The sequence below is a fragment of the Novosphingobium sp. genome (genome assembly GCF_030699305.1).
Taxonomy (GTDB): domain Bacteria; phylum Pseudomonadota; class Alphaproteobacteria; order Sphingomonadales; family Sphingomonadaceae; genus Novosphingobium.
In genome coordinates, this window is sequence record NZ_JAUYNB010000029.1 from 25103 (window position 1) to 50253 (window position 25151).

Annotated in this window: 27 protein-coding genes, 1 tRNA gene and 1 pseudogene; 15 read left to right on the plus strand and 14 right to left on the minus strand. The window is 65.2% G+C overall.

Annotated features, from left to right (window positions below; genetic code table 11):
* Nucleotides 1-217: 217 nt before the first annotated feature.
* A complete protein-coding gene (locus Q8Q53_RS11890; protein ID WP_305701990.1) occupies nt 218-1390 on the minus strand; it encodes a helix-turn-helix domain-containing protein in 1173 nt (390 codons plus the stop codon).
* Between the two features lie 406 nt (nt 1391-1796).
* Here Q8Q53_RS11890 and serS point away from each other — a divergent pair, with 406 nt between their 5' ends.
* From serS to Q8Q53_RS11915, 5 genes are all read left to right on the plus strand, one after another.
* Nucleotides 1797-3092, plus strand: coding sequence for a serine--tRNA ligase (gene serS, locus Q8Q53_RS11895; protein ID WP_305701991.1), 1296 nt, complete (start codon nt 1797-1799; stop codon nt 3090-3092).
* 165 nt (nt 3093-3257) lie between these two features.
* Nucleotides 3258-4019 (plus strand): 5'/3'-nucleotidase SurE, encoded by a 762-nt coding sequence (gene surE, locus Q8Q53_RS11900; RefSeq protein ID WP_305701992.1) that lies wholly within the window; start codon nt 3258-3260, stop codon nt 4017-4019.
* Nucleotides 4019-4894: a M23 family metallopeptidase gene (locus tag Q8Q53_RS11905; RefSeq protein WP_305701993.1), complete on the plus strand. Its 876-nt coding sequence runs from the start codon at nt 4019-4021 to the stop codon at nt 4892-4894. Before surE ends, Q8Q53_RS11905 begins: the two co-directional genes overlap by 1 nt.
* A complete protein-coding gene (locus tag Q8Q53_RS11910; protein WP_305701994.1) occupies nt 4891-5919 on the plus strand; it encodes a TrkA family potassium uptake protein in 1029 nt (342 codons plus the stop codon). The genes Q8Q53_RS11905 and Q8Q53_RS11910 overlap by 4 nt, the downstream gene beginning before the upstream one ends.
* 19 nt (nt 5920-5938) lie before the next feature.
* Nucleotides 5939-6121 (plus strand): hypothetical protein, encoded by a 183-nt coding sequence (locus Q8Q53_RS11915; RefSeq protein WP_305701995.1) that lies wholly within the window; start codon nt 5939-5941, stop codon nt 6119-6121.
* A gap of 216 nt (nt 6122-6337) precedes the next feature.
* Here the strand turns inward: Q8Q53_RS11915 and Q8Q53_RS11920 are convergent, their stop codons facing one another.
* Nucleotides 6338-6682, minus strand: coding sequence for a DUF1761 domain-containing protein (locus Q8Q53_RS11920; protein WP_305701996.1), 345 nt, complete (start codon nt 6680-6682; stop codon nt 6338-6340).
* 68 nt (nt 6683-6750) lie between these two features.
* On the opposite strand from Q8Q53_RS11920, the gene rimO reads away from it, so the two are divergent.
* Together rimO and Q8Q53_RS11930 are read left to right on the plus strand one after the other, a co-directional pair.
* Nucleotides 6751-8124 (plus strand): 30S ribosomal protein S12 methylthiotransferase RimO, encoded by a 1374-nt coding sequence (rimO, locus tag Q8Q53_RS11925; protein WP_305701997.1) that lies wholly within the window; start codon nt 6751-6753, stop codon nt 8122-8124.
* A 28-nt stretch (nt 8125-8152) separates the two neighbouring features.
* Nucleotides 8153-9556 carry a serine hydrolase gene (locus Q8Q53_RS11930; protein WP_305701998.1) on the plus strand — a complete coding sequence of 468 codons (1404 nt, stop codon included), beginning with the start codon at nt 8153-8155 and terminating at the stop codon, nt 9554-9556.
* On the opposite strand, the gene Q8Q53_RS11935 is transcribed toward Q8Q53_RS11930, so the two are convergent.
* A complete protein-coding gene (locus Q8Q53_RS11935) occupies nt 9553-10527 on the minus strand; it encodes a magnesium and cobalt transport protein CorA (RefSeq protein ID WP_305701999.1) in 975 nt (324 codons plus the stop codon). The genes Q8Q53_RS11930 and Q8Q53_RS11935 overlap by 4 nt on opposite strands.
* A 106-nt stretch (nt 10528-10633) precedes the next feature.
* Here Q8Q53_RS11935 and Q8Q53_RS11940 point away from each other — a divergent pair, with 106 nt between their 5' ends.
* From Q8Q53_RS11940 to Q8Q53_RS11950, 3 genes are read left to right on the plus strand one after another with little or no spacing between them, the layout of a single operon-like run.
* A complete protein-coding gene (locus Q8Q53_RS11940; protein WP_305702000.1) occupies nt 10634-12124 on the plus strand; it encodes an NAD(P)/FAD-dependent oxidoreductase in 1491 nt (496 codons plus the stop codon).
* A 54-nt stretch (nt 12125-12178) separates the two neighbouring features.
* Complete coding sequence (locus tag Q8Q53_RS11945) at nt 12179-12940, plus strand: molybdopterin-binding protein (protein ID WP_305702001.1); 762 nt, start codon at nt 12179-12181, stop codon at nt 12938-12940.
* Nucleotides 12930-13481, plus strand: coding sequence for a hypothetical protein (locus tag Q8Q53_RS11950; RefSeq protein WP_305702002.1), 552 nt, complete (start codon nt 12930-12932; stop codon nt 13479-13481). Before Q8Q53_RS11945 ends, Q8Q53_RS11950 begins: the two co-directional genes overlap by 11 nt.
* A gap of 66 nt (nt 13482-13547) precedes the next feature.
* Here Q8Q53_RS11950 and rplA read toward each other — a convergent pair whose 3' ends face one another.
* From rplA to Q8Q53_RS11980, 6 genes are all read right to left on the minus strand, one after another.
* A complete protein-coding gene (gene rplA / locus Q8Q53_RS11955; protein WP_305702003.1) occupies nt 13548-14249 on the minus strand; it encodes a 50S ribosomal protein L1 in 702 nt (233 codons plus the stop codon).
* 4 nt (nt 14250-14253) lie between these two features.
* The gene (rplK, locus tag Q8Q53_RS11960) at nt 14254-14685 is read right to left on the minus strand and encodes a 50S ribosomal protein L11 (protein WP_305702004.1); all 432 of its coding nucleotides are present in this window, start codon (nt 14683-14685) and stop codon (nt 14254-14256) included.
* Between the two features lie 174 nt (nt 14686-14859).
* The gene (gene nusG, locus Q8Q53_RS11965) at nt 14860-15396 is read right to left on the minus strand and encodes a transcription termination/antitermination protein NusG (RefSeq protein WP_305702005.1); all 537 of its coding nucleotides are present in this window, start codon (nt 15394-15396) and stop codon (nt 14860-14862) included.
* A gap of 22 nt (nt 15397-15418) precedes the next feature.
* Nucleotides 15419-15613: a preprotein translocase subunit SecE gene (secE, locus tag Q8Q53_RS11970; RefSeq protein WP_305702006.1), complete on the minus strand. Its 195-nt coding sequence runs from the start codon at nt 15611-15613 to the stop codon at nt 15419-15421.
* Nucleotides 15614-15746: 133 nt separating this feature from the next.
* Nucleotides 15747-17252: a hypothetical protein gene (locus Q8Q53_RS11975; protein ID WP_305702007.1), complete on the minus strand. Its 1506-nt coding sequence runs from the start codon at nt 17250-17252 to the stop codon at nt 15747-15749.
* 32 nt (nt 17253-17284) lie between these two features.
* Nucleotides 17285-17360: transfer RNA gene (locus Q8Q53_RS11980), tRNA-Trp, on the minus strand.
* Here Q8Q53_RS11980 and aat point away from each other — a divergent pair.
* Nucleotides 17334-17996 (plus strand): annotated as a pseudogene (aat, locus tag Q8Q53_RS11985) (leucyl/phenylalanyl-tRNA--protein transferase); the annotation flags it as partial. The gene Q8Q53_RS11980 and the pseudogene aat sit on opposite strands and share 27 nt — an antisense overlap.
* A 47-nt stretch (nt 17997-18043) precedes the next feature.
* Here the strand turns inward: aat and Q8Q53_RS11990 are convergent.
* The 4 genes from Q8Q53_RS11990 to Q8Q53_RS12005 all read right to left on the minus strand — a co-directional run bounded on the left by Q8Q53_RS11990 (nt 18044) and on the right by Q8Q53_RS12005 (nt 20240).
* Nucleotides 18044-18688, minus strand: a complete 645-nt coding sequence (locus tag Q8Q53_RS11990; protein WP_305702008.1) for a DUF2155 domain-containing protein — start codon at nt 18686-18688, stop codon at nt 18044-18046.
* 3 nt (nt 18689-18691) lie between these two features.
* Nucleotides 18692-19132 carry an NADH:ubiquinone oxidoreductase subunit NDUFA12 gene (locus tag Q8Q53_RS11995; protein WP_305702009.1) on the minus strand — a complete coding sequence of 147 codons (441 nt, stop codon included), beginning with the start codon at nt 19130-19132 and terminating at the stop codon, nt 18692-18694.
* A 68-nt stretch (nt 19133-19200) separates the two neighbouring features.
* A complete protein-coding gene (locus Q8Q53_RS12000) occupies nt 19201-19683 on the minus strand; it encodes a DUF192 domain-containing protein (RefSeq protein ID WP_371136550.1) in 483 nt (160 codons plus the stop codon).
* On the minus strand, nt 19683-20240 hold the full coding sequence (locus tag Q8Q53_RS12005; protein ID WP_305702010.1) for a regulatory protein RecX: 558 nt from the start codon (nt 20238-20240) through the stop codon (nt 19683-19685). Before Q8Q53_RS12005 ends, Q8Q53_RS12000 begins: the two co-directional genes overlap by 1 nt.
* Nucleotides 20241-20380: 140 nt before the next feature.
* Here Q8Q53_RS12005 and Q8Q53_RS12010 point away from each other — a divergent pair, with 140 nt between their 5' ends.
* The 4 genes from Q8Q53_RS12010 (at nt 20381) to Q8Q53_RS12025 (ending at nt 24531) form a co-directional block, all read left to right on the plus strand.
* Nucleotides 20381-22141: a fatty acyl-AMP ligase gene (locus Q8Q53_RS12010; RefSeq protein WP_305702011.1), complete on the plus strand. Its 1761-nt coding sequence runs from the start codon at nt 20381-20383 to the stop codon at nt 22139-22141.
* Between the two features lie 140 nt (nt 22142-22281).
* Nucleotides 22282-23493 carry a toxic anion resistance protein gene (locus Q8Q53_RS12015; protein ID WP_305702012.1) on the plus strand — a complete coding sequence of 404 codons (1212 nt, stop codon included), beginning with the start codon at nt 22282-22284 and terminating at the stop codon, nt 23491-23493.
* A 1-nt stretch (nt 23494) separates the two neighbouring features.
* Complete coding sequence (locus Q8Q53_RS12020) at nt 23495-24238, plus strand: hypothetical protein (protein WP_305702013.1); 744 nt, start codon at nt 23495-23497, stop codon at nt 24236-24238.
* Entirely contained in the window at nt 24238-24531 is a 294-nt protein-coding gene (locus Q8Q53_RS12025) for a polyhydroxyalkanoic acid system family protein (RefSeq protein ID WP_305702014.1), read from the plus strand. Before Q8Q53_RS12020 ends, Q8Q53_RS12025 begins: the two co-directional genes overlap by 1 nt.
* Before the next feature lie 6 nt (nt 24532-24537).
* Here Q8Q53_RS12025 and Q8Q53_RS12030 read toward each other — a convergent pair whose 3' ends face one another.
* Complete coding sequence (locus Q8Q53_RS12030; protein WP_305702015.1) at nt 24538-25140, minus strand: CDP-alcohol phosphatidyltransferase family protein; 603 nt, start codon at nt 25138-25140, stop codon at nt 24538-24540.
* Nucleotides 25141-25151 lie beyond the last annotated feature (11 nt).

Sequence of the window (25151 nt, forward strand, 5' to 3'; positions counted from 1 at the left end):
AGGACTGGACTAGCGCCTAGAATGCAGGAATTCCGCGCCTTCTGGACTCCCTCCGGATTGCTACCCCGTAGCGTGGTGTGTGCACCTTCAAGCAAAAAAAGCGCGAGGAACCAGCTGAGGTCATTTGTGCTCTTCGAGGCTGCCTGAGGGGTAATTCCGGCGGGACAAGGACGGCCCGATGGCCACTCGAGATCATGTGTAAAGCTGGCAGGCGTGGTCATTCCGGATCTCCCATGGGGATGCCGATGCGCGCGAGGATTTGGGCTGTGAGGAAGGCCATGCTTTGGCCCTGCTCGGCCTCGGGTAGCGATGGCGCTGAATGGACACCGGGCGTTGCCGCCTCTTCCCGCTGGAATGCCCTCAGCAGCCCATCGAGATTGAACCCGGCTCGCTTGACACTGCGGACCATGCCGCTGAAGCACTTGCCCGGATGCCTTGCCAGATAGCGGTGACCGGTTCGCAGACGAGCGTTGCGGTCGATGACCAGCACGCACAGGGCCGCTCGTTCCCGGCCAAGCACGGAGCAGGCCTTGCCCCAAGTGCGTTGGCCGATGCCAAGCCAGCTTGCTGTCTGCCGCGATGCCTCGATCAGACATGGCCACGCCGGATCGCCATGGGCCGATGCGATTGCACGATACTCCTCGGAAGCGAGTTCGAGCGCCGCGCGCGGTGTGATCGTCGGCTCCGGCCGCTCGCTACAGGATCGTGATGAATCCTGATTCTGTATGTTGGGTCGGTCGTCTTCTTCCGGTCGATCGGAAGTTTTCGTCGCACGGGGATCGCTGGCGAGGTCCGCAAGCACGGCTTCTAGAGCAGACTGAATTGCCTCCAGCCTCTCGATGCGGTGGATTGGAGCTAGCCGGCCGTCGGGCAGGATCGCGTCGGCCCGTGCGATCAGCTCCGGCTCTCCCGCATCGCGGATCAGGCGGCGCGTTCGTCGGATCTCGGCCTTGCAAGTATCCACTGCCTGCTGCTCTAGGCGACGAGCCTCCCATGTCGCCTTCAGGTGGGCGTAGCGCTCGATCAGAGGCGCAAGGTTGATGCCCGCCGCCCATCGGATGCTTCCGCCGCTCCTGAGTCCTGAGCGGGCACCATTGCCGCCCGTGGTCCTGGCGATCAGTCCTTTTGCCTCAAGTTCGCGCTCGGCATCGTTGATGGCACGGCTGCACAGATCGAGGTCGTCGGCAGTTCGGCAGACCCGATCCCAGACGGCGCAGATGCGACCGGCCCGGTAGTCGTCATCGCGCGAGCGCCAGACATAGTGCCGAAGCACCCGGGTCGCCGTGCTGGACAGTCCAAGGCCACGCTTGCCGAGATCCTCAACCAGCGACAGCAGATCGACGCGTCTGACGCCCTGGGGAAGCCCGCCATGGGCAAGTGTCGCGCTCATGAAGCACCGCCCACAAGCTCAATGCTTGCACGCGATTCCGTGATGGCGTAAAAGGCTCGGGTAGCTGCAACGCTATCGAAATGACCGCTGGCGAGGGTGGCAGCCCTTCCGGCGGTTTTTCGTTTTCGGTCTGGCGGTCTGGCGGCCGCCTCCGTCGCTGCCGAAATCCGACCAGATATGCGCGTTTTCGAGGGCCTCCAGAGGCCCTCTCGTACAAATCGCGTACAGCGCCCTTTGTACAAGAGGCTATTTCTGCAACGAAAACAGCTAACTAATTGATTTGGCTGGCTCCCTTCACACGGGTGGGGTCGCAGGTTCAATACCTGCCGCGCCCACCACTTCCTCTCCCTGACATGGTTGCCGGATACGGTTGAAAGCCGGGCCTCAAGCGGGCATAGGCCGCGCCATGCATGATATCCGCCAGATCCGGGACAATCCCGCCGCTTTTGACGCCGCCCTCGCCCGCCGCGGGGTAGAGCCGGTTTCGGCTGAAATCCTGGCGCTCGACACCCGGCGCCGCGCGGTCGCCACGCAGATGCAGGAAGCGCAGAGCCGCCGCAACGACGCCTCGAAGGCGATTGGCGCCGCGATGGCACGCGGTGACAAGGATGAGGCGGAGCGGCTGAAGGCCGAAGTCGCCGCGCTGAAAGACACCCTGCCCGCACTGGAAGCCGACGACCGCGATCTGCTCGCCCGGCTGAACGACGAGTTGGCCCGCCACCCCAACCTGCCCGACGCGGCGGTGCCGGACGGCGCGGACGAGAGCGAAAATGTCGAAGTCAGCCGCTGGGGCACCCCGCGCAGCTTTGACTTCACGCCGCAGGAACACACCGATATCGGTCCGGCGCTGGGGCTGGACTTTGAAACCGGCGCGAAGATTTCGGGCGCGCGCTTCACCTTCCTGCGCGGGCAGATGGCGCGGCTGCAACGCGCGCTGGGGCAGTTCATGCTCGATCACCAGACCGGCGTGAACGGCTACAGCGAATGCGCCACGCCGCTGCTGGTCAAGAGCGACGCGCTGTTCGGCACCGGCCAGCTGCCCAAGTTCGCCGAGGACAATTTCCGCACCACCGATGGTCGCTGGCTGATCCCCACCGCCGAAGTTTCCCTCACCAATTCGGTGCGCGAGGAGATCCTGACCGAAGCGGCGCTCCCCCTGCGGATGACCGCGCTGACCCCGTGCTTCCGCAGCGAAGCGGGCGCGGCCGGCAAGGATACGCGCGGCTATATCCGCCAGCACCAGTTCGAGAAGGTCGAACTCGTCACCATCTGCAAGCCGGATGACAGCGCCGCCGAGCATGAGCGGATGGCGCAGGCGGCCGAATCGATCCTCCAGGCGCTGGACCTGCCCTATCGCAAGGTAATCCTCTGCGCGGGCGACATGGGCTTTACCGCGCGCAAAACGTATGATCTGGAAGTGTGGCTGCCCGGACAGGGCGCTTACCGCGAGATTTCGAGCATTTCCAACTGCGGCGATTTTCAGGCGCGGCGGATGAATGCGCGCTATCGCCCCGACGGCGCGAAGGGGACGGAATTCGTCCACACGCTCAACGGATCGGGCCTCGCCGTGGGCCGCACGCTGGTGGCGGTGCTGGAAAACTATCAGAACGCTGACGGATCGGTCACCGTCCCCGCCGCGCTGCGCCCCTACATGGGCGGAATCGACAAGCTGGAGCCTGATTTCGACTTTCTTTGGCGTTGATATTTGAAAGCTCCGTCATGCTGAACTTGTTTCAGCATCCATCGGGCCGCAAGTTTGGCGCGGCAGGCGTGACTCCAAGTCGGCCAATGCAGGCTTGAGCGGAGAAATGGACCCTGAAACAAGTTCAGGGTGACGATCCCTTTTCACTCGGTTAGCGAGGTTGCCATGCGTATCTTACTGACCAACGACGACGGCATCTTCGCTCCCGGCCTGACCGTGCTGGAACGAATCGCGGCGCGCTTTTCCGACGATATCTGGATTTGCGCCCCGGCCGAGGAACAGTCCGGCGCGGGCCATTCGCTGACCCTGTCGCGGCCGGTGCGCCTGCGCCAGCACGATGCGCGGCGCTTTTCGGTATCGGGCACGCCGACCGATTCGGTCATGATGGCGCTGCGCGAGGTGATGCCTGGCAAGCCCGACCTGATCCTGTCCGGCGTCAATCGCGGGGCGAATCTGGGCGATGACGTGACGTATTCAGGCACCGTTTCCGCCGCCATCGAAGGCGCGCTCGCGGGCATTCGCTCGATCGCGCTGAGCCAGGTCTATGCGCAGGAAGGGATGGGCGACACCGTGCCCTTCGCCGCCGCCGAGGCATGGGGCGAGCGGGTGATCGAACCGCTGCTGGGCGTGCCCTTTGCCGAACGCACACTGGTCAACGTCAACTTCCCCGCCATCGCCCCGGACGAGGTCAAGGGCATCCGCGTAGTTCGGCAGGGATTTCATGACTATGCGCGTGGATCGGTGGTTGAAGGAACCGATCCAAGGGGGTACCGTTACTTCTGGTTCGGACTGCACGGGATTGAACATACCCCCGGCCATGCAACCGACCTTGAAGCAATCCAGGATGGCTATGTGTCCGTAACCCCGCTGCAACTTGATCTGACCCACAACGCATCGCTGGCCGCGATGGCAGAGCGGTTCGCCTGATGCCCCGCGCGGCGCTCCTGTTCGGAGTCGTCGCGCTGCTGCTGGGTGCGCCGGTTGCGGCGCAATCTTCTGCCGAAAACCGGGCCGACGATCCCAGAACCGCGACCGAATACGTGGTGAAGCCCGGCGAAACACTGGGCGGCATCGCCAACCGGGTGGAAGTGCCGCGCCTGCTGATTATCGAGGCGAACGGGCTGAAGGCGCCCTATCTGGTCCGCATCGGACAGAAGCTGGTGATCCCGCGCCGCCGCACCCACACGGTCAAGGACGGCGAAACCGGGTTCGGCATCGCGCTGGATTACGGCGTGCCGTGGCCCGCCATTGCCGCCGCCAATGGCCTTGATTCCAAGGCTGCGGTCAAGGCCGGACAAAAACTGGCAATCCCGACGCTGATCAAGGGCGCGGCCACGCCCGCTCCGGTGGCCAGCGCCGTCCCTGAACCGGAACCCACCGCCAGCGCGACGCCCACCGCCAGGCTGCCGCCAGATACCAAGGCCCCGCGCTTCGCCTGGCCGCACGGCGGCAAGGTCCGGCGGGAATTTTCCCCGCGCGGCAAATCCGGCTGGCATGACGGGATCGACCTGACCGCCGACAAAGGCGATGCCGTGCGCGCCGCCGCTGCGGGCAAGGTGATCTTTGCCGGGCAGGGGCCAAAGGAATACGGGCTGACGGTGATCGTCTATCACACCGGCCGCTGGACCACGACCTACTCGTTCCTCGACAAGATCACCGTCAAGGACGGCGAGGCGGTCAAGCAGGGCGAGCGGATCGGGCTGGCGGGCGAAACGGGCCTCGCCACCTCGCCGCAGGTCCACTTCGAAGTGCGCCGCAACCGCGTTGCGCTCGACCCGGTCGATTACCTGCCCGCACGATGACCCGCCGCGCCCGTTTCACTCCGTTCCGCCCGCTGCGGCGGCAGATCAAGGTGCCGGTCTGGGCCGATATCGGCTTGCGCCTGTTCGCCGCGCTGGGGCTGATCTCGGTCGTGGTGCTGATCCACTGGCTGGACCGCGAAGGGCTGACAGACAGCCTTGATGGGCACATCAGCTTTCTGGATGTCGTCTATTTCACGATGATTTCCATCACCACCACCGGCTTTGGCGATATCGCCCCGGTCAGCGATCAGGCGCGGCTAGTCGAAGCGGTGATCGTCACCCCGATCCGGCTGGCGGTGCTGTTTATCTTCGTCGGCACGGCCTATAACTTCATCATCAAGCGCAGCTGGGAGAATTGGCGGATGCGGCGGATTCAGGAACGGCTGACCGGCCATGTCGTCGTGCTGGGCTTCGGCATCAGCGGGTCGCAGGCGGTGGGCGAGTTGATCGATCGCGGGACCGATCCCGGCAGCATCGTCGTGATGGACGGCAGCGCCGACCGTCTGGCCGAGGCTGAGGCGCTGGGCTGCAACGTCATTCAGGACGACGCCAGCCGCGACGAGGCGCTGAAAGCGGTCCGGATTGACAGCGCCGGAACCGTGCTGGTTTCCGCCGGGCGCGACGACAGCTCGATCCTGATCGTGCTGACCGTGCGCCACCTCGCCCCCAGCGTTCCGATCAGCGTGGTCGTCCGCAACGAGGATAACGAGATCCTGGCGCGTCAGGCCGGGGCAGACAACGTCATCAACCCGGTGCGCTTCACCGGGCTGCTGCTGGCCGGATCGGCGCAGGGCAGCCACGTGGCCGACTATCTGGCCGATCTGGCCACCGCATCGGGCAACGTCCAGCTGGTCGAACGCCCCGCCCTGCCCGACGAAATCGGCCGGGGCCTGAACGATCTGCCCAATTCGGTGCGCGGCCTGCGGATCAACCGCAATGGGCGCGAGATCGGCTTCTGGGAAGCGGACGCCAACCGGATCGAGGCTGGCGACGTGATCGTGGCGGTGGTGCCGACGGCGGGGTGATCCGGATGGGTTTGGGCCGATGGAACATGCCTTCCTTGTTTCGTTTCTCGAAGAGCGAACCACGCCCGAGGACTTCTGCCTGGAGATCAGGAACGAGGTTGATGCTTGCGAGGCAGGCTTCCGCTCGCCAACCGGCGTTGGCTACATCGTCGTCACGGATGGGCCGCTGACGCTTGCGCCCCTGTCAGTGATTGCAGATTAGCCCAGAAATCGTCACCCTGAACTTGTTTCAGGGTCCATTTCTCCCATCGCACCGCCGCTTGCGAGGCATGATGGATGCTGAAACAAGTTCAGCATGACGTGGGTTGAGGCGCCGATCTGGTCGACATTCCAGCCATTCAGGCCACCACATCGGATGGGCGCAAACAAAACATCTTCGTGTCTTCGTGTGAACCCAAAAACCCCGCCCCCACAACCGCTACCCCAGCAGGAAAAACACCCCGCCCATCGCCAGATAGGCGAGCAGAAACGCCCCGCTGTCCTTGACCGTCTCCGCGCGCGGCGTGCCGTCGCGTGACTGGCTGATCCACAGCGCCGGGATCACAAAGGCCAGCGCCAGCCCGCCTGATTGCATGAAATAGAGCCACGGCTTGGCCGCCAGCGTCTCCGGCCCGATCCGGGCGAGCGCGTGGCCCAGCATCCCGGCGGACACCAGCATCCCGCCCACGGCAACCACCGGCGAAATCCCGCGCCGCAGCGCCAGCAGCAGGCCCGCAGCGATCAGCGCCGCCGCCGCCACGCCCAACCAGTTCATCGGACCCATTGCCTGCTCCTGTGCCGCCAAACCACAACAGTAGCGAAATCCGCATAACCCGTGTAGGGGCCGCGCCCATGGCAATCGAGATTCCTGAAGCCCGCAAAGTCGGCATGGTCAGCCTGGGCTGTCCCAAGGCGCTGGTCGACAGCGAACGCATCCTCACCCGGCTGCGCGCTGATGGCTATGCCATGAGCGCGGACTATGCCGGGGCAGATGTGGTGCTGGTCAACACCTGCGGGTTCCTCGATTCCGCCAAGGAAGAAAGTCTGGCCGCGATTGGCGAGGCAATTGCCGAGAACGGCCGCGTGATCGTGACCGGGTGCATGGGCAATGAGGCGGAGCTGATCCGCGCGAAGTTCCCCGCCGTGCTGGCCGTCACCGGCGCGCACCAGTACGAAGCCGTGGTCGAGGCCGTGCACGAAGCCGCGCCGCCATCACAAGGCCCGTTCGTCGACCTGATCCCGCAGCCGTCGGACGCGGATATCAAGCTGACCCCGCGCCATTACAGCTATCTGAAGATTTCCGAAGGCTGCAACCACGCCTGCGCGTTCTGCATCATCCCGCAGCTGCGCGGCAAGCTGGCCAGCCGCCGGATCGACGCCGTGCTGCGCGAAGCGGAAAAGCTGGTCGCGGCGGGGACGAAGGAACTGCTGGTGATCAGCCAGGACACCTCGGCCTATGGCGTCGATGTGCGGCACGAGGAACGGACGTGGAAGGGCCGCGCCGTCCGCACTCACATGACCGATCTCGCCCGCGAACTCGGCCAGCTGCGCACGCCCGAAGGCCATGCGCCGTGGGTGCGGCTGCACTATGTCTATCCCTATCCCCACGTCGATGCGGTGATCCCGCTGATGGCCGAAGGGCTGATCACGCCCTACCTCGACATTCCGTTCCAGCACGCCGCGCCAAATGTGCTGAAGGCGATGAAGCGCCCCGCCAACGAAGCCAAAGTGCTCGAACGCCTGAAATCGTGGCGCGAGATTTGCCCGGACATCACGATCCGTTCCAGCTTCGTGGTCGGCTTCCCCGGCGAGACCGAGGAGGATTTCCAGTACCTGCTCGATTGGCTGGACGAAGCGCAGCTGGACCGCGTCGGCGGCTTCCGGTTCGAACCGGTCGCGGGCGCGGCGGCGAACGATCTGCCCAACCCGGTGCCCGAAGCGGTCAAGGAAGAGCGCTATCAGCGCCTGATGGAAAAGACCGCCGCGATCAGCGCCGCGAAACTCGCCGCCAAAGTCGGCCGCACGCTCCCGGTGATCATCGACGAAGTGGGTGAACCGGACGAGGATGGCGACATCGGCGCGACCGGGCGGTCACAGGCCGATGCCCCGGAAATCGATGGTGCGGTCTATTTGCGCAACGTGCCCGCCGGTCTGAAGGCCGGTGACATCGTGCAGGTCGAGATCGAGGACGCCGACGCGCACGATCTGTTCGGGGTGATTGCCTGAGCGGCGAAAATACGCTTAGCCTCTGGCCATGCGCCGCCTGTTCCCCGTTCTTGCTGCCCTGTGCCTGCCGTTCACCGCTGCTGCCCAGCCGATCACTCCTGCTGAGCGGACGGCGATCGAGCGCGCGGTAACCAGCACTTTGCGCGAAACGCGGGTGCCATCGGCGCAAGTGGCCGTAGTGCGGGATGGCCAGCTGGTGTTTCAGGGGGCGTGGGGCAAGGCGGCAGAGGCGATACCCCAGTCCCGGCCCGATCTGCCCTATCAGATCGCGTCCAATTCCAAGCAGTTCATCGCCGCGCTGCTGTTGTTGCTGGAAAACGACGGCAAGCTGAGCCTCGACGATCCGGTGTCGCGCTGGTTGCCCGACGTTTCGGGGGCGGAGCGGATTACGCTGCGGCACATGTTGACGCATACCTCGGGCCTGCCCGACTACTGGCCGCACGATTTTGCCTTCGCCGCCACGGCAGAGCCAGTCACCCCGGCGGGTATCGTGGCGCGCTGGGGACGCGGGCCGCTGGAGTTCGAACCCGGCACGCGCTGGGAATATTCCAACACCGGCTATGTCGTCGCGGCCCAGATCGCCGAGATCGCGGGCGGCGCGCCGCTGTGGCAGCAACTGGAACAGCGCCTGTTCAAACCGCTGGGGATCAGGCCGCTGCCGCTGGATGACACCAACACGGCCGGTTTTCCGCAAGGCTATCACCGCTATGCCACCGGTCCCGTGCGGCCCGCCAAACCCGCAGCGCGCGGCTGGTTGTGGGCGGCGGGAGAACTGTCGATGACGGCGGCCGATCTGGCCCGCTGGAACATCGCGCGGATCAACCGCGAACTGTTGCCACCCGAAGACTGGGAGCAGATGGAAACCCCGGCCCGGCTGGCAGACGGATCGCGCACCACGTATGGTCTGGGCGTTTCGCGCCGCACGGTGGGCGGCCGGACGCGGATCGATCACGGCGGCGAATCGGTCGGGTTCCTGTCGCAGAACACGGTCTGGCTGGACCAGCGCACTGCCGTCACGGTGCTGACCAACGCCGATTACGGCGGCGCGGAAAATGCGCTGACCAACCGGATCGCCGCGATTGTGCTGCCCAAGCTGCCCCCGGTCCCGGCGCGCATCGCGGACACTGGCGGCCGGATCGATGACATCCGGCAAGTGCTGGCCGGACTGGCGAGCGGCCAGATCGATCCGGCGCGCTTTACCCCCAACGCGCAGTATTATTTCAGCCCCGCCGCGCTGGGCGATTACCGCACCAGCCTGGCCGGGCTGGGCGCGCCGCTGTCCGTCACCAGCACCCGCACCCCGTGGCTGCGCGGCGGGTTCGTAGGGCGGACCTATAGCGTGCGATACAACGGCCAGCGGTTCCGGCTGTCCACTTACGCCGAACCGGGCGATGCCGGGCGGTGGGAACAGTTCATCCTCTATGCCGATTAAAGCCAGCCGATCCGCTTGAACCGCACATACAGCCCGCCGCAAACCCCGAAAATCAGGCCCAGCACCGCCGGATAGCCCCAGCGTTCGCGCAGTTCGGGCATATAGTCGAAATTCATGCCGTAAATCCCGGCAATCGCGGTCGGCACCGCCAGGATCGCGGCCCAGGCAGCCAGCTGCCGGGTCATCTGCCCCTGCCGGTGCTGTTCCAGCAGGCTGGCGGTGTCGACGATGCTGGCCAGCGTTTCGACCAGCCCCAGCATCCGCCGCATCGCCCGCCGGACATGGTCCTGCACATCGCGGAACCAGACCCGCGCCGATGGATCGATCACCGGCAATTCGACCGTCGCCAGCCGCTCGCTCATTTCCTCCATCGGCCCGACGATCCGCTGGAACCGGCGGAGCTGGCGGCGAAGGCGGAAAATGCGGCGGATCGTGGACGGTTCAGGGAACGTGTCGATTGCCCGCTCCTCCATGTCCTGCACCGCGCTTTCCAGCCTTTCCATGATCGGCTGATAGCCATCGACAATGAAATCGAGGATCGCGTGGGCAACATAGTCCGGCCCTTCGGCCATCCGCTCGGCATCGGCTTCCAGCCGTGCGCGCAGCGCCGTGTGCGACCGGGTTGAGCCGAACCGCACCGAGATCAGAAAATCCGTCCCCAGGAACAGCGCGGTCTGGCCATAGGCGATCCGCTCCCCCTCCTCGATCGCGGCGGTCCGCGCGACAATGAACAGGGTGTGCCCATAGATTTCGACCTTGGGCAGCTGCGTGGGGTTCAGCGCATCCTCTACTGCCAGCGGGTGCAGCCCGAACTGGGTGCGGGCCAGTTCCATTTCCGCCGCGCCCGGTTCGGCCAGCCCGACCCAGTCGAACGTGCCGGCCGGCCCCGCCACGCGCGGCTCGCCGGTCAGCGCCAGTGTGGTCTCGACCGGCTGACCGGCGGCGTATCGGCGGGCTGCGATGATTGCCATTGCATCGCAGTGCCAAACCCGCATGATGCTGGCAATCCCGCACGGCTTGCGATACGTGCGGCAATGAAACTTACAACAATGTCAATTTACCGGGGGGAGCCGGATCATGAACGCAATCACGCCCATCGATGAATGCCTCGACGTCCTGATCGTCGGCGCCGGGATTTCCGGCATCGGCATGGCCGTCCACTTGCGCAAGGACTGCCCGAACAAGAGCTTTGCGATCCTTGACCGGCGCGAGCAGCTGGGCGGAACATGGGACCTGTTCCGCTATCCCGGCATCCGGTCAGACAGCGACATGCACACGCTGGGCTTCGCCTTTGCCCCGTGGAAGCACGAAAAGTCGATCGCCGATGGCCCCGCGATCCTCGATTACCTGAACGAGATCACCGCCGAATACGATCTGCGCCCGCATATGCGGTTTGGCCAGAAAGTGATCGCGGCGGACTGGGACAGCGATACCGCCCGCTGGACCGTGACGACCGAAACCGCCGACGGAACGCTGGCCCGCGTGCAGGGCCGGTTCCTGTTCCTGGGTTCGGGCTATTACGATTACGATGATCCCTATGATGCCGGGTTTGCCGGGCGCGACAGCTTCAAGGGGCAGATCATCCACCCGCAGTTCTGGCCCAAGGATTTCGACTATACCGGCAAGAAGATCGTGGTGATCGGATCGGGCGCAACCGCCGTTACCATCGTCCCGTCGATGGCGCACGGCGGCGCGGGCCATGTCACGATGCTGCAACGCACCCCTACCTGGATGGCCAGCCGCCCGGCGCGCGACGGCATTGCCAATGCGCTGCGCAAGTTCCTGCCGGAAAAGGTCGCCTATGCAATCACCCGCGCCAAGAATATTTTCCTGCAGGACCTGATGTTCAAGCGCGCCCGCAGTGCGCCGGACAAGGTCAAGGATTACCTGACCAACCAGGTGAAGCAGAACCTGGGCGACAATTACGATCCGCAGGCGTTCACCCCGCCTTACGATCCGTGGGACCAGCGCCTGTGCCTGGTGCCCGACGCCGATTTCTTCACCGCGATCAACCAGGGCAAGGCCTCGGTCGTGACCGATCATGTCGAATGCTTTGACGAAACCGGGATCAAGCTGAAATCCGGGCAACACCTCGATGCCGATGTGATCATCACCGCGACGGGGCTGAAAATGGTCTTCGCGGGCAAGATCGCGTGCAGCGTCGATGGCCAGTCGATCGATTTTGCCCAGACGTTCTATTACCGCAACTGCATGTTCTCCAACGTCCCGAACATGGCCGGGGCGTTCGGCTATCTCAACGCGTCGTGGACGCTGCGGGTGGACATCATCGGCGATTACCTGACCCGGCTGCTCAACGCGATGGACGCCAACCACGTCCAGATTGCCGTGCCCGCCCTGCCGGACGAGCAGCGCCCGGATGAGGATGACGTGTTCGATTTCTCCTCCGGCTATATCCAGCGCGCCAAGCACATCATGCCGCGCAACGCCCCCACCCTGCCGTGGCGGCTCAATCAGGAATACCGCAAGGACAAGCAGGACATGCGCCACGCCCCGATCGACGACGGCGTCATGCAGTTCCGCCGCGTCCGCGCCAAAGTGGATGCGTGAACAGACCGAAAGCCCCCTTGCGTAATGGCGAAGTTGCCGTAACGCTTGGGGCCTATGGCTGAAACATCACGCATCTGGACCGCCGCAGTGCTGGTCATCGGGGATGAAATCCTCTCCGGCCGCACGCAGGACAAGAACGTCACGCAGATCGCCGCCTGGCTCAACGTCCAGGGCATCCGCCTGCGCGAAGTGCGGATCGTGGCCGATGACGTGGATGCCATTGTCGAGGCGGTGAACACGCTGCGGGCGCGCAACGATTACCTGTTCACCACCGGCGGAATCGGCCCGACCCACGATGACATTACCGTTGATGCGGTCGCCCAGGCGCTTGGCGTGGGCGTGGTGATCCACCCCGATGCCCGCGCAATCCTGGAGGGCTACTACGCCGCGCGCGGCGGACTGAACGACGCGCGGCTGCGCATGGCGCGGGTGCCGGACGGGGCCAGCCTGATCCCCAACCGGATGTCGGGCGCGCCGGGGATCCAGCTGGGCAACGTTTACATCATGGCCGGTGTGCCCAGCATCACCGCGGGAATGCTCGATGCGCTGACCGGCACGCTCGAAGGCGGGCTGCCGGTGCTTTCGGCAACGGTCGGCTGCTGGGTCGCCGAAAGCGAGATTGCCGACCTGCTGGCGACGACGGAACGCCTGCACGACGATTGCCAGATCGGCAGCTATCCGTTCTTCCGCGATGGCCGCGTCGGCGCGAATTTCGTGATCCGGTCGACCAGCGCGGACATTCTGGCCGATGTCAGCACCGCGCTAATCGCCGGACTGACCGCGCAGGGACGCGATGCGGTGGCAGGTGGCATCTAGGATAGCCGCCACGGCGCTGGCGGCGCTGGTCCTGCCGGCCTGCGCTTCGCCGCAGCCGGACGTGCTGGACCGGTTTGAGGCGACCCTGGCGGCGCATGACAGCGCCACCGCAGCACTCGGCAGCTGGTGCGCGCAGCACGGCATGGCCAGCCCGGCCCGGATTACCGCAGCGGTTCTGCCCGGCGGAATGCGGACCGATCCGCCCGACCTTGCCGCGCTGCTGCAACTCGATGCGCCGCCCGGCTACCGCCATGTCCGGCTCAGCTGCGGCGGGCGGGTGCTGTCAGAGGCGCATAACTGGTTCGTGCCGCAACACCTGACCCCGGCGATGAACGCGGCGCTGGCCGCCAGCGATGTGCCGTTCGGCAAAGTCGCCGCGCCGCTGCGCTACACCCGCCAGCGCCTGTCCAGCCTGCGCGGGGCTGGCCCCGGTTGTCCGGACGCCACGATCCTGACCCACCGTGCGCTGCTGCGCCTGCCTGATGGCGCGCCGCTGGCGCTGCTCACCGAATGCTACACGGCGGCCAACCTGCGCCGCTGACGCGCAAACGAAAGGGCCGGAAAGGTTTCCCCTTCCGGCCCGTTCATTGCGCTGGTCGCGACTGGATCAGGCGCCGTGGATTTCGGTCAGGTCAACCTTGATCCCCGGACCCATCGACGAGGTCAGGCCGATCTTGCGGACATACTTGCCCTTCGCGCCAGCCGGCTTCGCCTTGACGATCGCATCGACGAACGCGTCGAAGTTGGCTTTCAGCTGTTCGTTCGAGAACGACAGCTTGCCCAGACCGCCATGGATGATCCCGGCCTTTTCGACGCGGAACTCAACCTGGCCGCTCTTGGCAGCCTTGACCGCTTCGGCGACGTTCGGGGTAACCGTGCCCAGCTTCGGGTTCGGCATCAGGCCCTTGGGGCCCAGCACCTTGCCGAGACGGCCAACCACACCCATCATGTCCGGCGTGGCGATCACGCGGCCATAATCGAGGTTACCGGCCTGCATGTCTTCCAGCAGGTCTTCGGCGCCAACCTTGTCGGCCCCGGCGGCGAGCGCCGCTTCGGCCTTGTCGCCGCGTGCGAACACGGCAACCTTGACGTCCTTGCCGGTGCCCGAAGGCAGCACGACCATGCCGCGCACCATCTGGTCGGCGTGACGCGGGTCAACGCCCAGGTTCAGCACAACTTCCAGGCTCTCGTCGAACTTGGCGCTCTTGAGATCCTTCAGCAACTGGATGGCATCATCAACGCCATGGAGCTTCTGGTTGTCGCCCAGCTTTTCAACGAGGGCCTTCTGCTTCTTGGTTTGCTTGGCCATGATATCAGCCCTCCACAACCTGGAGGCCCATCGCGCGAGCGGAGCCTTCGATGATCCTGGTGGCGGCCTCAAGGTTGTTGGCGTTGAGGTCGGCCATCTTGGTCTGGGCGATTGCCGCCAGCTGCGAGCGCTTGATTTCGCCGGCCGAGATCTTGCCCGGTTCCTTGGAACCCGACTTCAGACCGGCAGCCTGCTTGATCAGGTAGCTGGCGGGCGGGGTCTTGGTGACGAACGTGAACGAGCGGTCCGCATAGACGGTGATGACCGTTGGGATCGGCATGCCCTTTTCCAGATCCTGCGTGGCGGCATTGAACGCCTTGCAGAATTCCATGATGTTCACGCCGCGCTGGCCCAGTGCCGGACCGATCGGCGGCGAAGGCGTGGCCGAGCCAGCCTTCACTTGCAGCTTGATATAGCCTTCAATTTTCTTGGCCATGAATGGCCTCCTTTCTTCCTGTTGGACCGGACGGACCGGCCCGCAGAGTGAGCGGTGAAACGGCGGCCCGAAAGCCGCCTCCCGCATGGAATCGCCGTGGCAGAGCCAAAGCGAAGCGGCGCGCGTAGGCGAATACGCACACCATTGCAACTGCCGGGTTGCCCCGGCGGGTTGTTACTTGGACAGTTCGACGTGCTCGAAGTCCAGCTCGACCGGGGTGGCCCGGCCGAAGATCGAGACCGAAACCTTGACCCGGTTCTTGTCGAAATCGAGTTCCTCGACCACGCCAGAGAAGCTGTTGAACGGCCCGTCGAGCACCTTGACCGAATCCCCGATCTCGTAATCGACACTGACGTGCTTTTTCGGTTCGGCCGCAGCGGCATCGCGCGCGCCGAAGTAGCGCGCCGCCTCACGGTCGGTGATCGCCTGCGGCTTGCCGTTGGGACCAAGGAAGCCGGTGACTTTCGCCGTGTTCTTGACGAGGTGATAGACGTCATCGTTCAGCGTCAGCTTGGCCAGCACGTAACCGGGCATGGTCTTGCGTTCGACCTGAACCTTCTTGCCGCGCTTGACCTCGGTCAACGTCTCGGACGGAACCTCGACCGCTTCGACCAGCGCTTCCAGACCAAGGCGTTCCGCCTCGGCCAGAATCGAATCGCGGACCTTGTTTTCGAAGCCCGAATAGGCGTGGATGATATACCAGCGAGCCATGTGTCTCTCGTAACTTTCGAAATCAGGCCAACGACAGCAGCCAGCGCACGACGGCGCCGAACAGCGAATCCACGCCAAGGAAAAACAGGGCGAGAATCACCATCAGGATCCCCACGAAGATCGCGGTTGTGACGGTTTCCTGACGCGTCGGCCATACGACCTTGCGTGCTTCCGCCTGAACCTGGCGCATGAATTCGCCGGGATTGAACTTGGCCATGGCTACTGAGCCTGTGCTGTTGAACGAAAAAACTCAAACCGTCTGCCGCGCCGGGAACAGCACCGCCCCGGCGCCCTTAACACGGGCTGCCGGGGTGGCAAATGTTCTCCGATGTCGGAAGACACTCGCGCACTTAGCTATCGCGCGGCGGTTTTGCAAGCTTGGCCAGGAATGTGCCCGGCGCGCGCTTCACGATCACCGCCCCCTTGGGCAGGCTGGCAGGTTCATCGCGGCCAATATACCACAGCCAATCCGCCTCATAGGCCGGACCATAGCGGGCCAGATCGATCGGCTTGGCGCGATAGCGCAGCAGGCGGTGATAGGGGTCGCGGAAAAACGGCCCGCCCTGCCTGATCGAAATCATGTGCACTTTGGGCAGCGCGAAGTTCGAATTGTTCAGCGCATCCAGCCGGACGATCGACCACGCGCCGACGTGCTCCTGCGGGTTGTAGCCCCACTCGCGGCGTTCTGTCACCACCAGGCTGGCGATGCGCGCGCCGCGCGGCAGGTCCTCGATCATGGTCAGCAGCCGGGTGGTGTGTTGCGATTCGCGAACCCAGTCGGCGGTCGTCAGCCCCAACCGGCCCAGGAACAGCACCGGAGCCAGCAGCAGCAGCCAGCGCGGCGTGCGCCAGGCCAGCGCCAGACAGCCGACCATCAGCCCGGTATAGATCATCCGCGCGTCGACCAGATCGCCGCCGAAGATGTGGCGCGGCATGACCAGCGCCAGCGCCAGCATCGCAATCGCCGCCCAGCCCAGCCGCCCGTCAAACCGGCGCAGGCACAGCGAGCCAAACAGGATCAGCCCGATCAGAATGACACTGGCATAATCCAGCCATTCGATCTGATCCTTCATCGCCTGTTTCCAGATCGACCACTTGTACGTCAACGCATGGGCGCCATAGGACGCCAGTTCCCTGGTCCCTTCGCCCGCGAACAGGGTGGTTACGAACGGTGCCATCAGCGGCCACGGGGCCAGGAACGGCCGCCAGCTTTTGTCGCGGTGCCATTCATAGCCGAATACCATCACGCCCAGCGCGCCCCAGCCCGACACGTGGCACAGCCACACGCCCAGCCCGATCGGCACGAACAGCGCCTCGCGCCAGCGCTTGCCTTCCAGCCGCACCCACAGTGCAAACGCAATCAACGCGCCCGCCAGCGACAGTCCGAAATTGAGGAACCCCAGCAGCATGGCCGGCGACCAGATGAAGCACAGCGCCAGCAGGGTGCCCACCCCGATCCGCCGCCGCAGGGTCCATTCCACCGCGATGATGCCAAGGCCTGTGGACAGCACGGTCAAGGCCACCACAATCCGGCCGGCGGCTTCAAGCCCGAACAGCTTGGCAAACGGCCAGATCAGCAGATCCGCGCCGAGGTTGCCCATCAGATACCACTGAAAGCCATAATACTCTTTCAGAAACGGGCTTTCCGCCCGGTCCAGCATGATGTGATAGCGGGCCAGGTGGGCCGGATAATCGACCATCTGCGGATACCGGGCGAGCAGCACCGGCAAACAGGCCAGCACGGCCAGCGCAATCGCAAACCACAGGCTTTGGCGCGGGGAAACTTCGCCCTTCAGCCACGACAGCCGTGAAACACCCCGCATACTGAACTGCTCGGCGGGAGGTTCGGCGTTCATCGGCTCAAGTCTGTTAGGGGGCGGATAGCGCCTGGCAGGAGTGGGGGGACTCGAACCCACGGCCCTCGGTTTTGGAGACCGATGCTCTACCAACTGAGCTACACTCCTGCGGGCGGATGCGGCCTCTATCGCGCCGCGCGGCCAATAGCAAGGCGGCGGGCGGATTTATTCTCCCGGCCGGCGCGCGGGTCTGCTAGCGTTGCTGCCGTGCACGCCCCCGCCGCCCCGCAACCGCTCGATCCGGACCTGCTGCTGCTGGCCTATCGCAGCGGTGTGTTCCCGATGGCCGATACGCGCGACGACCCGGAGGTGTTCTGGGTGGAGCCGCGCCAGCGCGCGATCCTGCCGCTCGATGGGCTGAAAGTGTCACGTTCACTGGCCCGCACGCTGCGGCGCGGCAAGTTCCGCGTCACCTGCAACGCCGCTTTTGCCGAAGTGATGGCCGGATGCGCCGCACCGCGCCGCGAAACCGACGACACCTGGATCAGCGGCCGGATCACCGCCAGCTACCTGTTGCTGCACCAGCTGGGTCAGGCCCATTCGATCGAGTGCTGGCAGGATGGCGCGCTGGTCGGCGGGCTCTACGGCGTGGGGTTTGACCGGGTGTTCTGCGGCGAATCGATGTTCAGCCGGGTGCCCGATGCGTCCAAGGTGGCGCTGTGCTGGCTGGTCGCGGCGTTGCGGCAGGCGGGCGTGGTGCTGCTGGACTGCCAGTTCATGACCGAACACCTCGCCTCGCTGGGCGCGGTGGAAATCACTCAGGCGGAATACCTGGTGCGCCTGCGCGCCGCTCAGAGCGCGACCGATGGCGCCGCGGCAGCGGGCGCGCTGGGCGATGCAGCGGGCGACGGGCTGGCCGAAGGCTTGGGTGCAGGGGTGGCAGGCGTGGCAGGGGCCGCAGGCGCGTTGCCCGATGGCTTTGCCGCACTGCTGGCGGCAGCGGCGGGGTCTTCCTCTTCGCCGGGGAACTTCATCGCGCAGTCCTTGACCCAGACGTCATAGACCGGATGCTCGACCACGTTGAGCGAAGGCGAATTCCTGAACAGCCAGCCGGAAAACACCTTGCGCCATTGCAGCGGCTGATCGGCCCCGGCCCGTTCCTCGATAAACACCTGCACGAACGCCCCGGTTTCGGCCGGACTTTCCCACGGCAGGGTCCGCTCGCAGCTGGCCAGCCGGACCACGACGTTGCCGACGCGGCGCGATTCGCCCGGCTTCAACACCAGGTCCTGGGTCAGGTTGTTGCGCTTGTTGAGCAGGCCGAGCGTGGCGACCCGGTCTTTTACCGGCGTGCCATATTCGCTTTCCACCACGGGTGCGGCGACCTGATCGGCCACGGCCTTGGGAATGTCGGTCGCGGCAGGCTGCGCGTCATCGCTGCCGCCCGAACAGGCGGCCAGCAGCAATAGTGCGACAGGGGCCAGCGCCCGCTTCACGCCTCAGGCGTCCGGCGCAGTCGCAAGTTTGTCGCCATCCGGCGACCAGGATTCATAATCGCCGGTTGCCGCCGCACGCTTGCCGCCGCGTTCCAGCGCGCCTTGCGGGCGATAGGCCGCCTGCGTGCCGGTGGCGTTGGGGGTGAAATCCACTTCCCAGATCCGCGCTGCGGGCAGGAAGCTTTCCGGCACGCCGTCAAAAGTGCCGTGCAGCCAACCGTGCCATTCCGCCGGAACCCGGCTGGCGTCGTTCGCGCCGTTGTAGATCACCCAGCGGCGTTCGCTGCCGCCGAACGGCTGGCCCGCCGCACGGCGCTTTTTCGCGCGGTAATACTTGTTCCCTTGCGCGTCGGTGCCAACGTGTTGGCCGGTGAACGCGCTGTTGAGCATGGTGCCAATGGTGGCGCCGTCCCACCAGGTGAAGATCTTGCCGAGGATTCCCATGCGCGCCGCCTAGCCGAATTGCAGCGCGGGGGAAAGGGCCGGTGCAGGCTTTTTGCGCGCCGAGCGCATTACCAGCTGACCTTGTCGCCGGGTTTCAGCCCCAGCTCAGCCGCGCGTCCGCCGTTCAGTTCCAGCACCGCGATCACCAGCCCGACCGACCGCAGCGGGCTTTCGTCATACGGCACGGCATTGGCGGCGATATTGCTGATCCGCCCATCGACGCCCACGAAAATCAGATCGAGCGGAATCACCGTGTTGCGCATCCAGAAGCTGGCCCCGCGCGGCGGGTTCATCGGGAAGATCATCCCTTCGTCCGCGCCCATCGCGGTGCGGAACATCATCCCGCGCGCCTGTTCCTGCGCGGTGCGGGCCAGTTCGACGTGAAATTTGTGAACCTTGTCGCCGCTGGTGACGGTCAGCGGCACGACGGTCAGCCCGGACACCGGATGGGCCGAAGGCGCGGTCTGGGTCGAACCCGGCGCAGCCTCGCCCGAATTGGGCGTGCAGGCCATGAGTGCCAGCAGCGCCGCCGTGATCGCCAGTCTCCGCATCAATCGTCCCCATCCAGTTCGGCGGCCCAGTCCTCGGCCGCTTCCACACTGGGGGAATTGACCAATTCGCGCGCGCTGTCCAGCGGGTGCCCGGCGCGCAGCATCGCGGCCAGCTGCTTTTCGCGCACTGCCCGGTCCGCGCCCGCCGGACCGAACGGCCCGATCCGCCGTTTGCGCGCCAGCGCCAGCGCCGCGCGGCGCTGTTCGGCCTGACCGGCGCGCACTTCATCGCGCACCTCTTCGGCAATGCCGGCCGCGCCCAGCGCCTGCCCGATCCGCCGCGCGCCAAAGCCGCGGCGCAGCAGGCTGCCGGTCTTGGCGCGGGCAAAGGCGGCATCGTCGATATAGCCGGCCTCCACGAACCGGGCGACAATCGCCGCCACCGGCGCGCTTCCCTCCCCGTCCCAGCCGCGTTCGCGCAGCTTGCGGCGCAGGTAATCGTCCAGCTTGGCCGCGCTGGTGGCGAACCGCGCGACATAGGCCAGCGCCAGCTCTTCAAGCCGGGAGCCATCCAGCGGCCGGGGGTTGGGGCGGGAAGTTGGGCGGGATCGGGTCATACGCGGCCTTATTCGTGCCACAGTATGCAGCAATTGGGAAACAATGGCCGCAAAACATGTTGGCTTTGCGCAGGATAAAACCATGGGAGCGGTGCCGAAATGCGGCGCATTCCTTTGAAAAACAAACGGGTTAATGCACAATGATTGATGCCGCCACGACTGTGACGACTTCATCGGGCCAACTGGTCCCCACCCCTAACGAGGACGAACACCCGCGCCGGTTCGCCGATTTCGCCACGTTCGGCGATGCGCTGGATTATGCCGCGCTGGGCAAACGCGGGTTCAATTTCCACGATCCGCGCGGCAATCTGGCGCGGGTCTATCCGTTCAGCGAGCTGCGCAGCGATGCGCTGGTCATGGCCCGCCGCCTGATCGCCCACGGGGTGCGCAAGGATGACCGGATCGCGATGGTCGCGGAAACCGGGCCGGAGTTTGCCGCGCTGTTCTGCGGCGCGATCTATGCCGGGGCCTGGCCGGTGCCGCTGCCGCTGCCGACCAGCTTTGGCGGCAAGGAAAGCTATATCGACCAGCTGGCGGTCCAGCTGCAAAGCAGCGATCCATCGCTTCTGTTCTACCCCGCCGAAATCGGCGAAATGGCTGGGGCTGCTGCCGCGCGTCAGGGGTGTGAGGGGATTGCCTGGCAGGACTTTGCCGACGCGCCCGCGCCCGACTGCGAACTGCCCACCGCTCACCCGGACGATATCTGCTATCTGCAATATTCCAGCGGATCGACCCGCTTCCCGCACGGCGTTGCGGTAACCCATGCCTCGCTGCTCAACAATCTGGCCGGGCACAGCCACGGAATGAAAATCCAGCAGTCCGACCGCTGCGTCAGCTGGTTGCCGTTCTATCACGACATGGGACTGGTCGGCTGCTTCCTGTCGCTGATCGCCAACCAGATTTCCGCCGATTACCTCAAGACCGAAGATTTCGCCCGCCGTCCGCTGGCCTGGCTGGACATGATCAGCCGCAATCCCGGCACCTCGTGCAGCTATTCGCCCACCTTCGGCTATGACATCTGCGCCCGCCGCATTTCCAGCCAGAGCAACGTGGCCGAACGCTTCGACCTGTCACGCTGGCGGATCGCGGGCAATGGCGCGGACATGATCCGCCCGGACGTGATGCAAAGCTTCGTCAACGCCTTTGCCGGCGCCGGGTTCAAGGCCGGCGCGTTCCTGCCCAGCTATGGTCTGGCCGAAGCGACACTGGCGGTCACGATCATGCCGCCGGGCGAAGGCATCCGGGTTGAACTGGTCGAGGAAGAACGCCTGTCGGGCAGCCCGCGCGATCTGTCGCGCCCGGCCCGCTACCGCGCGATCGTCAACTGCGGCAAGGCGGTGAGGGACATGGAGCTCGTCATTCGCGGCGAACACGGCCAGAGCCTGCCCGATCACCACATCGGCAAAGTGTGGTGCAAGGGGCCGTCGGTGATGCACTCGTACTTCCGCGATCCGGAAAGCACTGCCGAATGTCTGGTCGATGGCTGGCTGGATACCGGCGACATGGGCTATCTGGTCGATGGCTATCTGTTCATCGTCGGGCGGGCGAAGGACATGATCATCATCAACGGCAAGAACCACTGGCCGCAGGACATCGAATGGGCGGTCGAACAGCTGCCCGGCTTCCATCAGGGCGATATTGCCGCGTTCTCGGTCGAGAATGACAGCGGTGAGGAAGTGCCCGCCGTGCTGGTCCACTGCCGCGTCAGCGATCCGGAAGAACGGGTCAGGCTGCACAGCCAGATCCGCGACAAGGTCCGCTCGATCACCGGCATGAACTGCGTGGTCGAACTGGTTCCGCCGCGCACCCTGCCGCGCACGTCGTCGGGCAAGCTCAGCCGGGCCAAGGCCAAGAAGCTGTATCTGTCGGGCGAAATCGCCCCGTTCGATCTGGCCGCCTGAACCGGCCTGAAGCCGGTTTGAATTGACCGGGGCGGCAGGCTTCACGGCTTGCCGCCCCTGTCTTATCCCGCTAATACAGCTTGCACTGCCGCGCATGGCACCCCATGTTGCGGCAAGAACCTGATTACCGGGAAGAACCAATGGCCATCACGCCCACTGCAACCGCGACTGAAACCCCCACGATCACGCTGACCCCGCCCGATCCGGTGCCGGTGATAGCGCCGGAGCAGGCCGTCGGGCTGGTTCCGGTCGCGCCGGACGCGAAATCCAAGCTGGATGCCAAGGTTGAGGCGTTCATTACCGATCTGGTTTCATCGGATGCCAATTCGCCCGAATTCGGCCAGAAGGTCGATCAGATCACCAACATGGGCCGCAAGGAAATCATGACGGCGGCGGGGATGTCGAACCGCTTCCTCGACCGGCCGGTGCGGGCGATGGACAAGGACAACGGCGTCGGCGCGGACCTTGCCGAACTGCGCCGCACGGTTGAGGAACTCGATCCCGGCCGCAAGGGCAAGCTGTCTTCGGGCCGCAAGTTCCTGGGCGTCATCCCGTTCGGCAACAGCCTGAAGAAGTATTTTGACAGCTATCAGTCCAGCCAGGGCCACATTCAGGCGATCCTGGCGCGGCTCTCGTCCGGCAAGGACGAGCTGCTGATGGACAACGCCGCGATCGACGTGGAACGGCAAAAGCTGTGGGAAGCGATGGGCGCGCTGGAACAGATGATCCACATTTCGCGCAGCCTTGATCAGCGGCTGGAAGACAAGGCCGACGACCTCGACGCGACCGACCCGGCCAAGGCCAAGGCGATCCGCGAAACCGCGCTGTTCTATGTCCGCCAGCGCACGCAGGATCTGCTGACACAGATGGCGGTGACGGTGCAGGGGTATCTTGCGCTCGATCTGGTCAAGAAGAACAACGTCGAACTGGTCAAGGGCGTGGACCGCGCCAGCACCACCACGGTCGGCGCGCTGCGCACGGCGGTGACGGTCGCGCAGGCGATGACCAACCAGCGGCTGGTGCTGCAACAGATCACCGCGCTGAACGAAACCACCGCCAACATCATCGATTCCACCGGCACGCTGCTGCGTGAACAGACCGGCAAGATCCATGAACAGGCCGCGTCCAGCACGATCCCGCTGGAAACGCTGCAACGCGCGTTCCAGAATATCTATGACACGATGGACAACATCGACACCTTCAAGCTGAAGGCGCTCGATTCGATGAAGCAAACGGTCACCACGCTGACCAGCGAAGTCGAAAAGTCGAAGGGCTATATCGCCCGCGCCGAAGGGGCCGCGCAGGCCGCGAAGAGCAGCGACAAGCCCAGCCTGCTGACGCTGGAGGGCTGATTTGGCCGGGGAATCCAAAAACTCCGACCTGATCCTGCGGCAGGCGCGCAGCTCGCTGGTCAACCAGCGGGCGGGCGGACGGCGCACCGGCTCGATCGGGCAGCGGTCCGCCGCGCTGAAACGCGACTATCGCCTGCGCAAGCTGATCCGGACCGGGGTGGCCGTCACGTCGATTCTGTTTGCGGCGATGATTGCCGGACTGGTGATCAACGGAATCGGCGTGGTGGGCGTGATCGTGACCGCGCTGGCAATCTTCACCGCGATCGCGCTGTTCAGTTCCTATCCCAAGCTGAAAGTGCCGGAAATGCGCGACCTGACCGGGGGCGATGTGAAGTCGCTGGTCGGGCGCACGGAATTGTGGCTGGAAAACCAGCGCCCGGCCCTGCCCGCACCTGCGGTGCAGCTGGTCGATCAGATCGGCGTGCAACTGGATGCGCTGGGCCTGCAACTGGACGGGCTGGATGACAAGCAGCCCGCCGCCGTCGAAGTGCGCAAGCTGGTGGGCGAACACCTGCCGGGGCTGGTCAACACCTACACCAGCATTCCGCGCCACTTGCGCACCGAACCGCGCGCCGGGCGCACGCCCGATGAACAGCTGGCCGACAGCCTGAGCAAGATCAGCACCGAAATCGACAGCGTGACGCGCCAGCTGGCCAGCGGCGCGCTGGACAATCTGGCGATCCAGACCCGCTATCTTGATTACAAGTATGGCGCGGCGCTGGACGAACCGGACGGGAAACCCTGATGCGCCTGAGCGTTCCCCACACCCTTGGCCGCGCCGAAGCGGTTGGCCGCATCCGTGCGCGCCAGCATGAAATCGCCGATCTGGTCCCCGGCTTTGCCAAAGTCAGGACCGAATGGTCCGGCGATGACCGGCTGGACTTGCGGGTTGAGGTCATGGGCAAGACGATCCACGGGGCCATCGAAGTGGCCGATGCCAGCGTCAGCTTCGATTTCGATATTCCGGCCGCGCTCGCCTTTGCCGAACCGATGATCCGCGCCGCGATTGAGCCCAGGGCGCAAAAGCTGCTGGCCTGAACCGTCCTAGCCGAAGCTGCGGCGCGCCAGCAGGCTGCGCTGGAGCACGGTCAGCAGGCAAAGCGCGGAAAACCCCGCCGCGATGACCGGGAACTGTGCAGGCCACAGGCACATCGCGATGAAGGCGGCGATTGTCTCTGCCCCTTCGGCCAGACCCGTGGAATAGAAAAAGCTCTTGGTCCCGTGCGCGGTCGTTTCCGCCCCGCGCCGGGCGGCAATCGCGGCGAACACCAGAAAACTGGCACAAGTCAGGGTGAAGCTGGCCACCAGCACCATGGCCATCGGCGTGTTGAGCGGCGAGGCAAGGCCGAACGCCACCGGCACCGCAACATAGAACAGGTAATCCGCCAGCGTATCGAGATAGCCGCCAAAATCGGTGATGCCGCTGGCCCGGGCGACCGCACCGTCCAGCCCGTCAAGCAGCCGGTTCAGCACGATCAGCACCAGTCCCGCGCCATAGTGCCCCTGCGCAATCGCCGCTGCCGCGCCCAGCGCCGGAACCAGCCCCGCCAGTGTCACGGCGTTGGCGCTGATCCCCCGGCGCGCCAGCATCCGTCCCAGCGCATTCAGCGGCGGATCGATCAGCGGGCGCAAGCGGGCATCGAACATCGTTTCAGTCC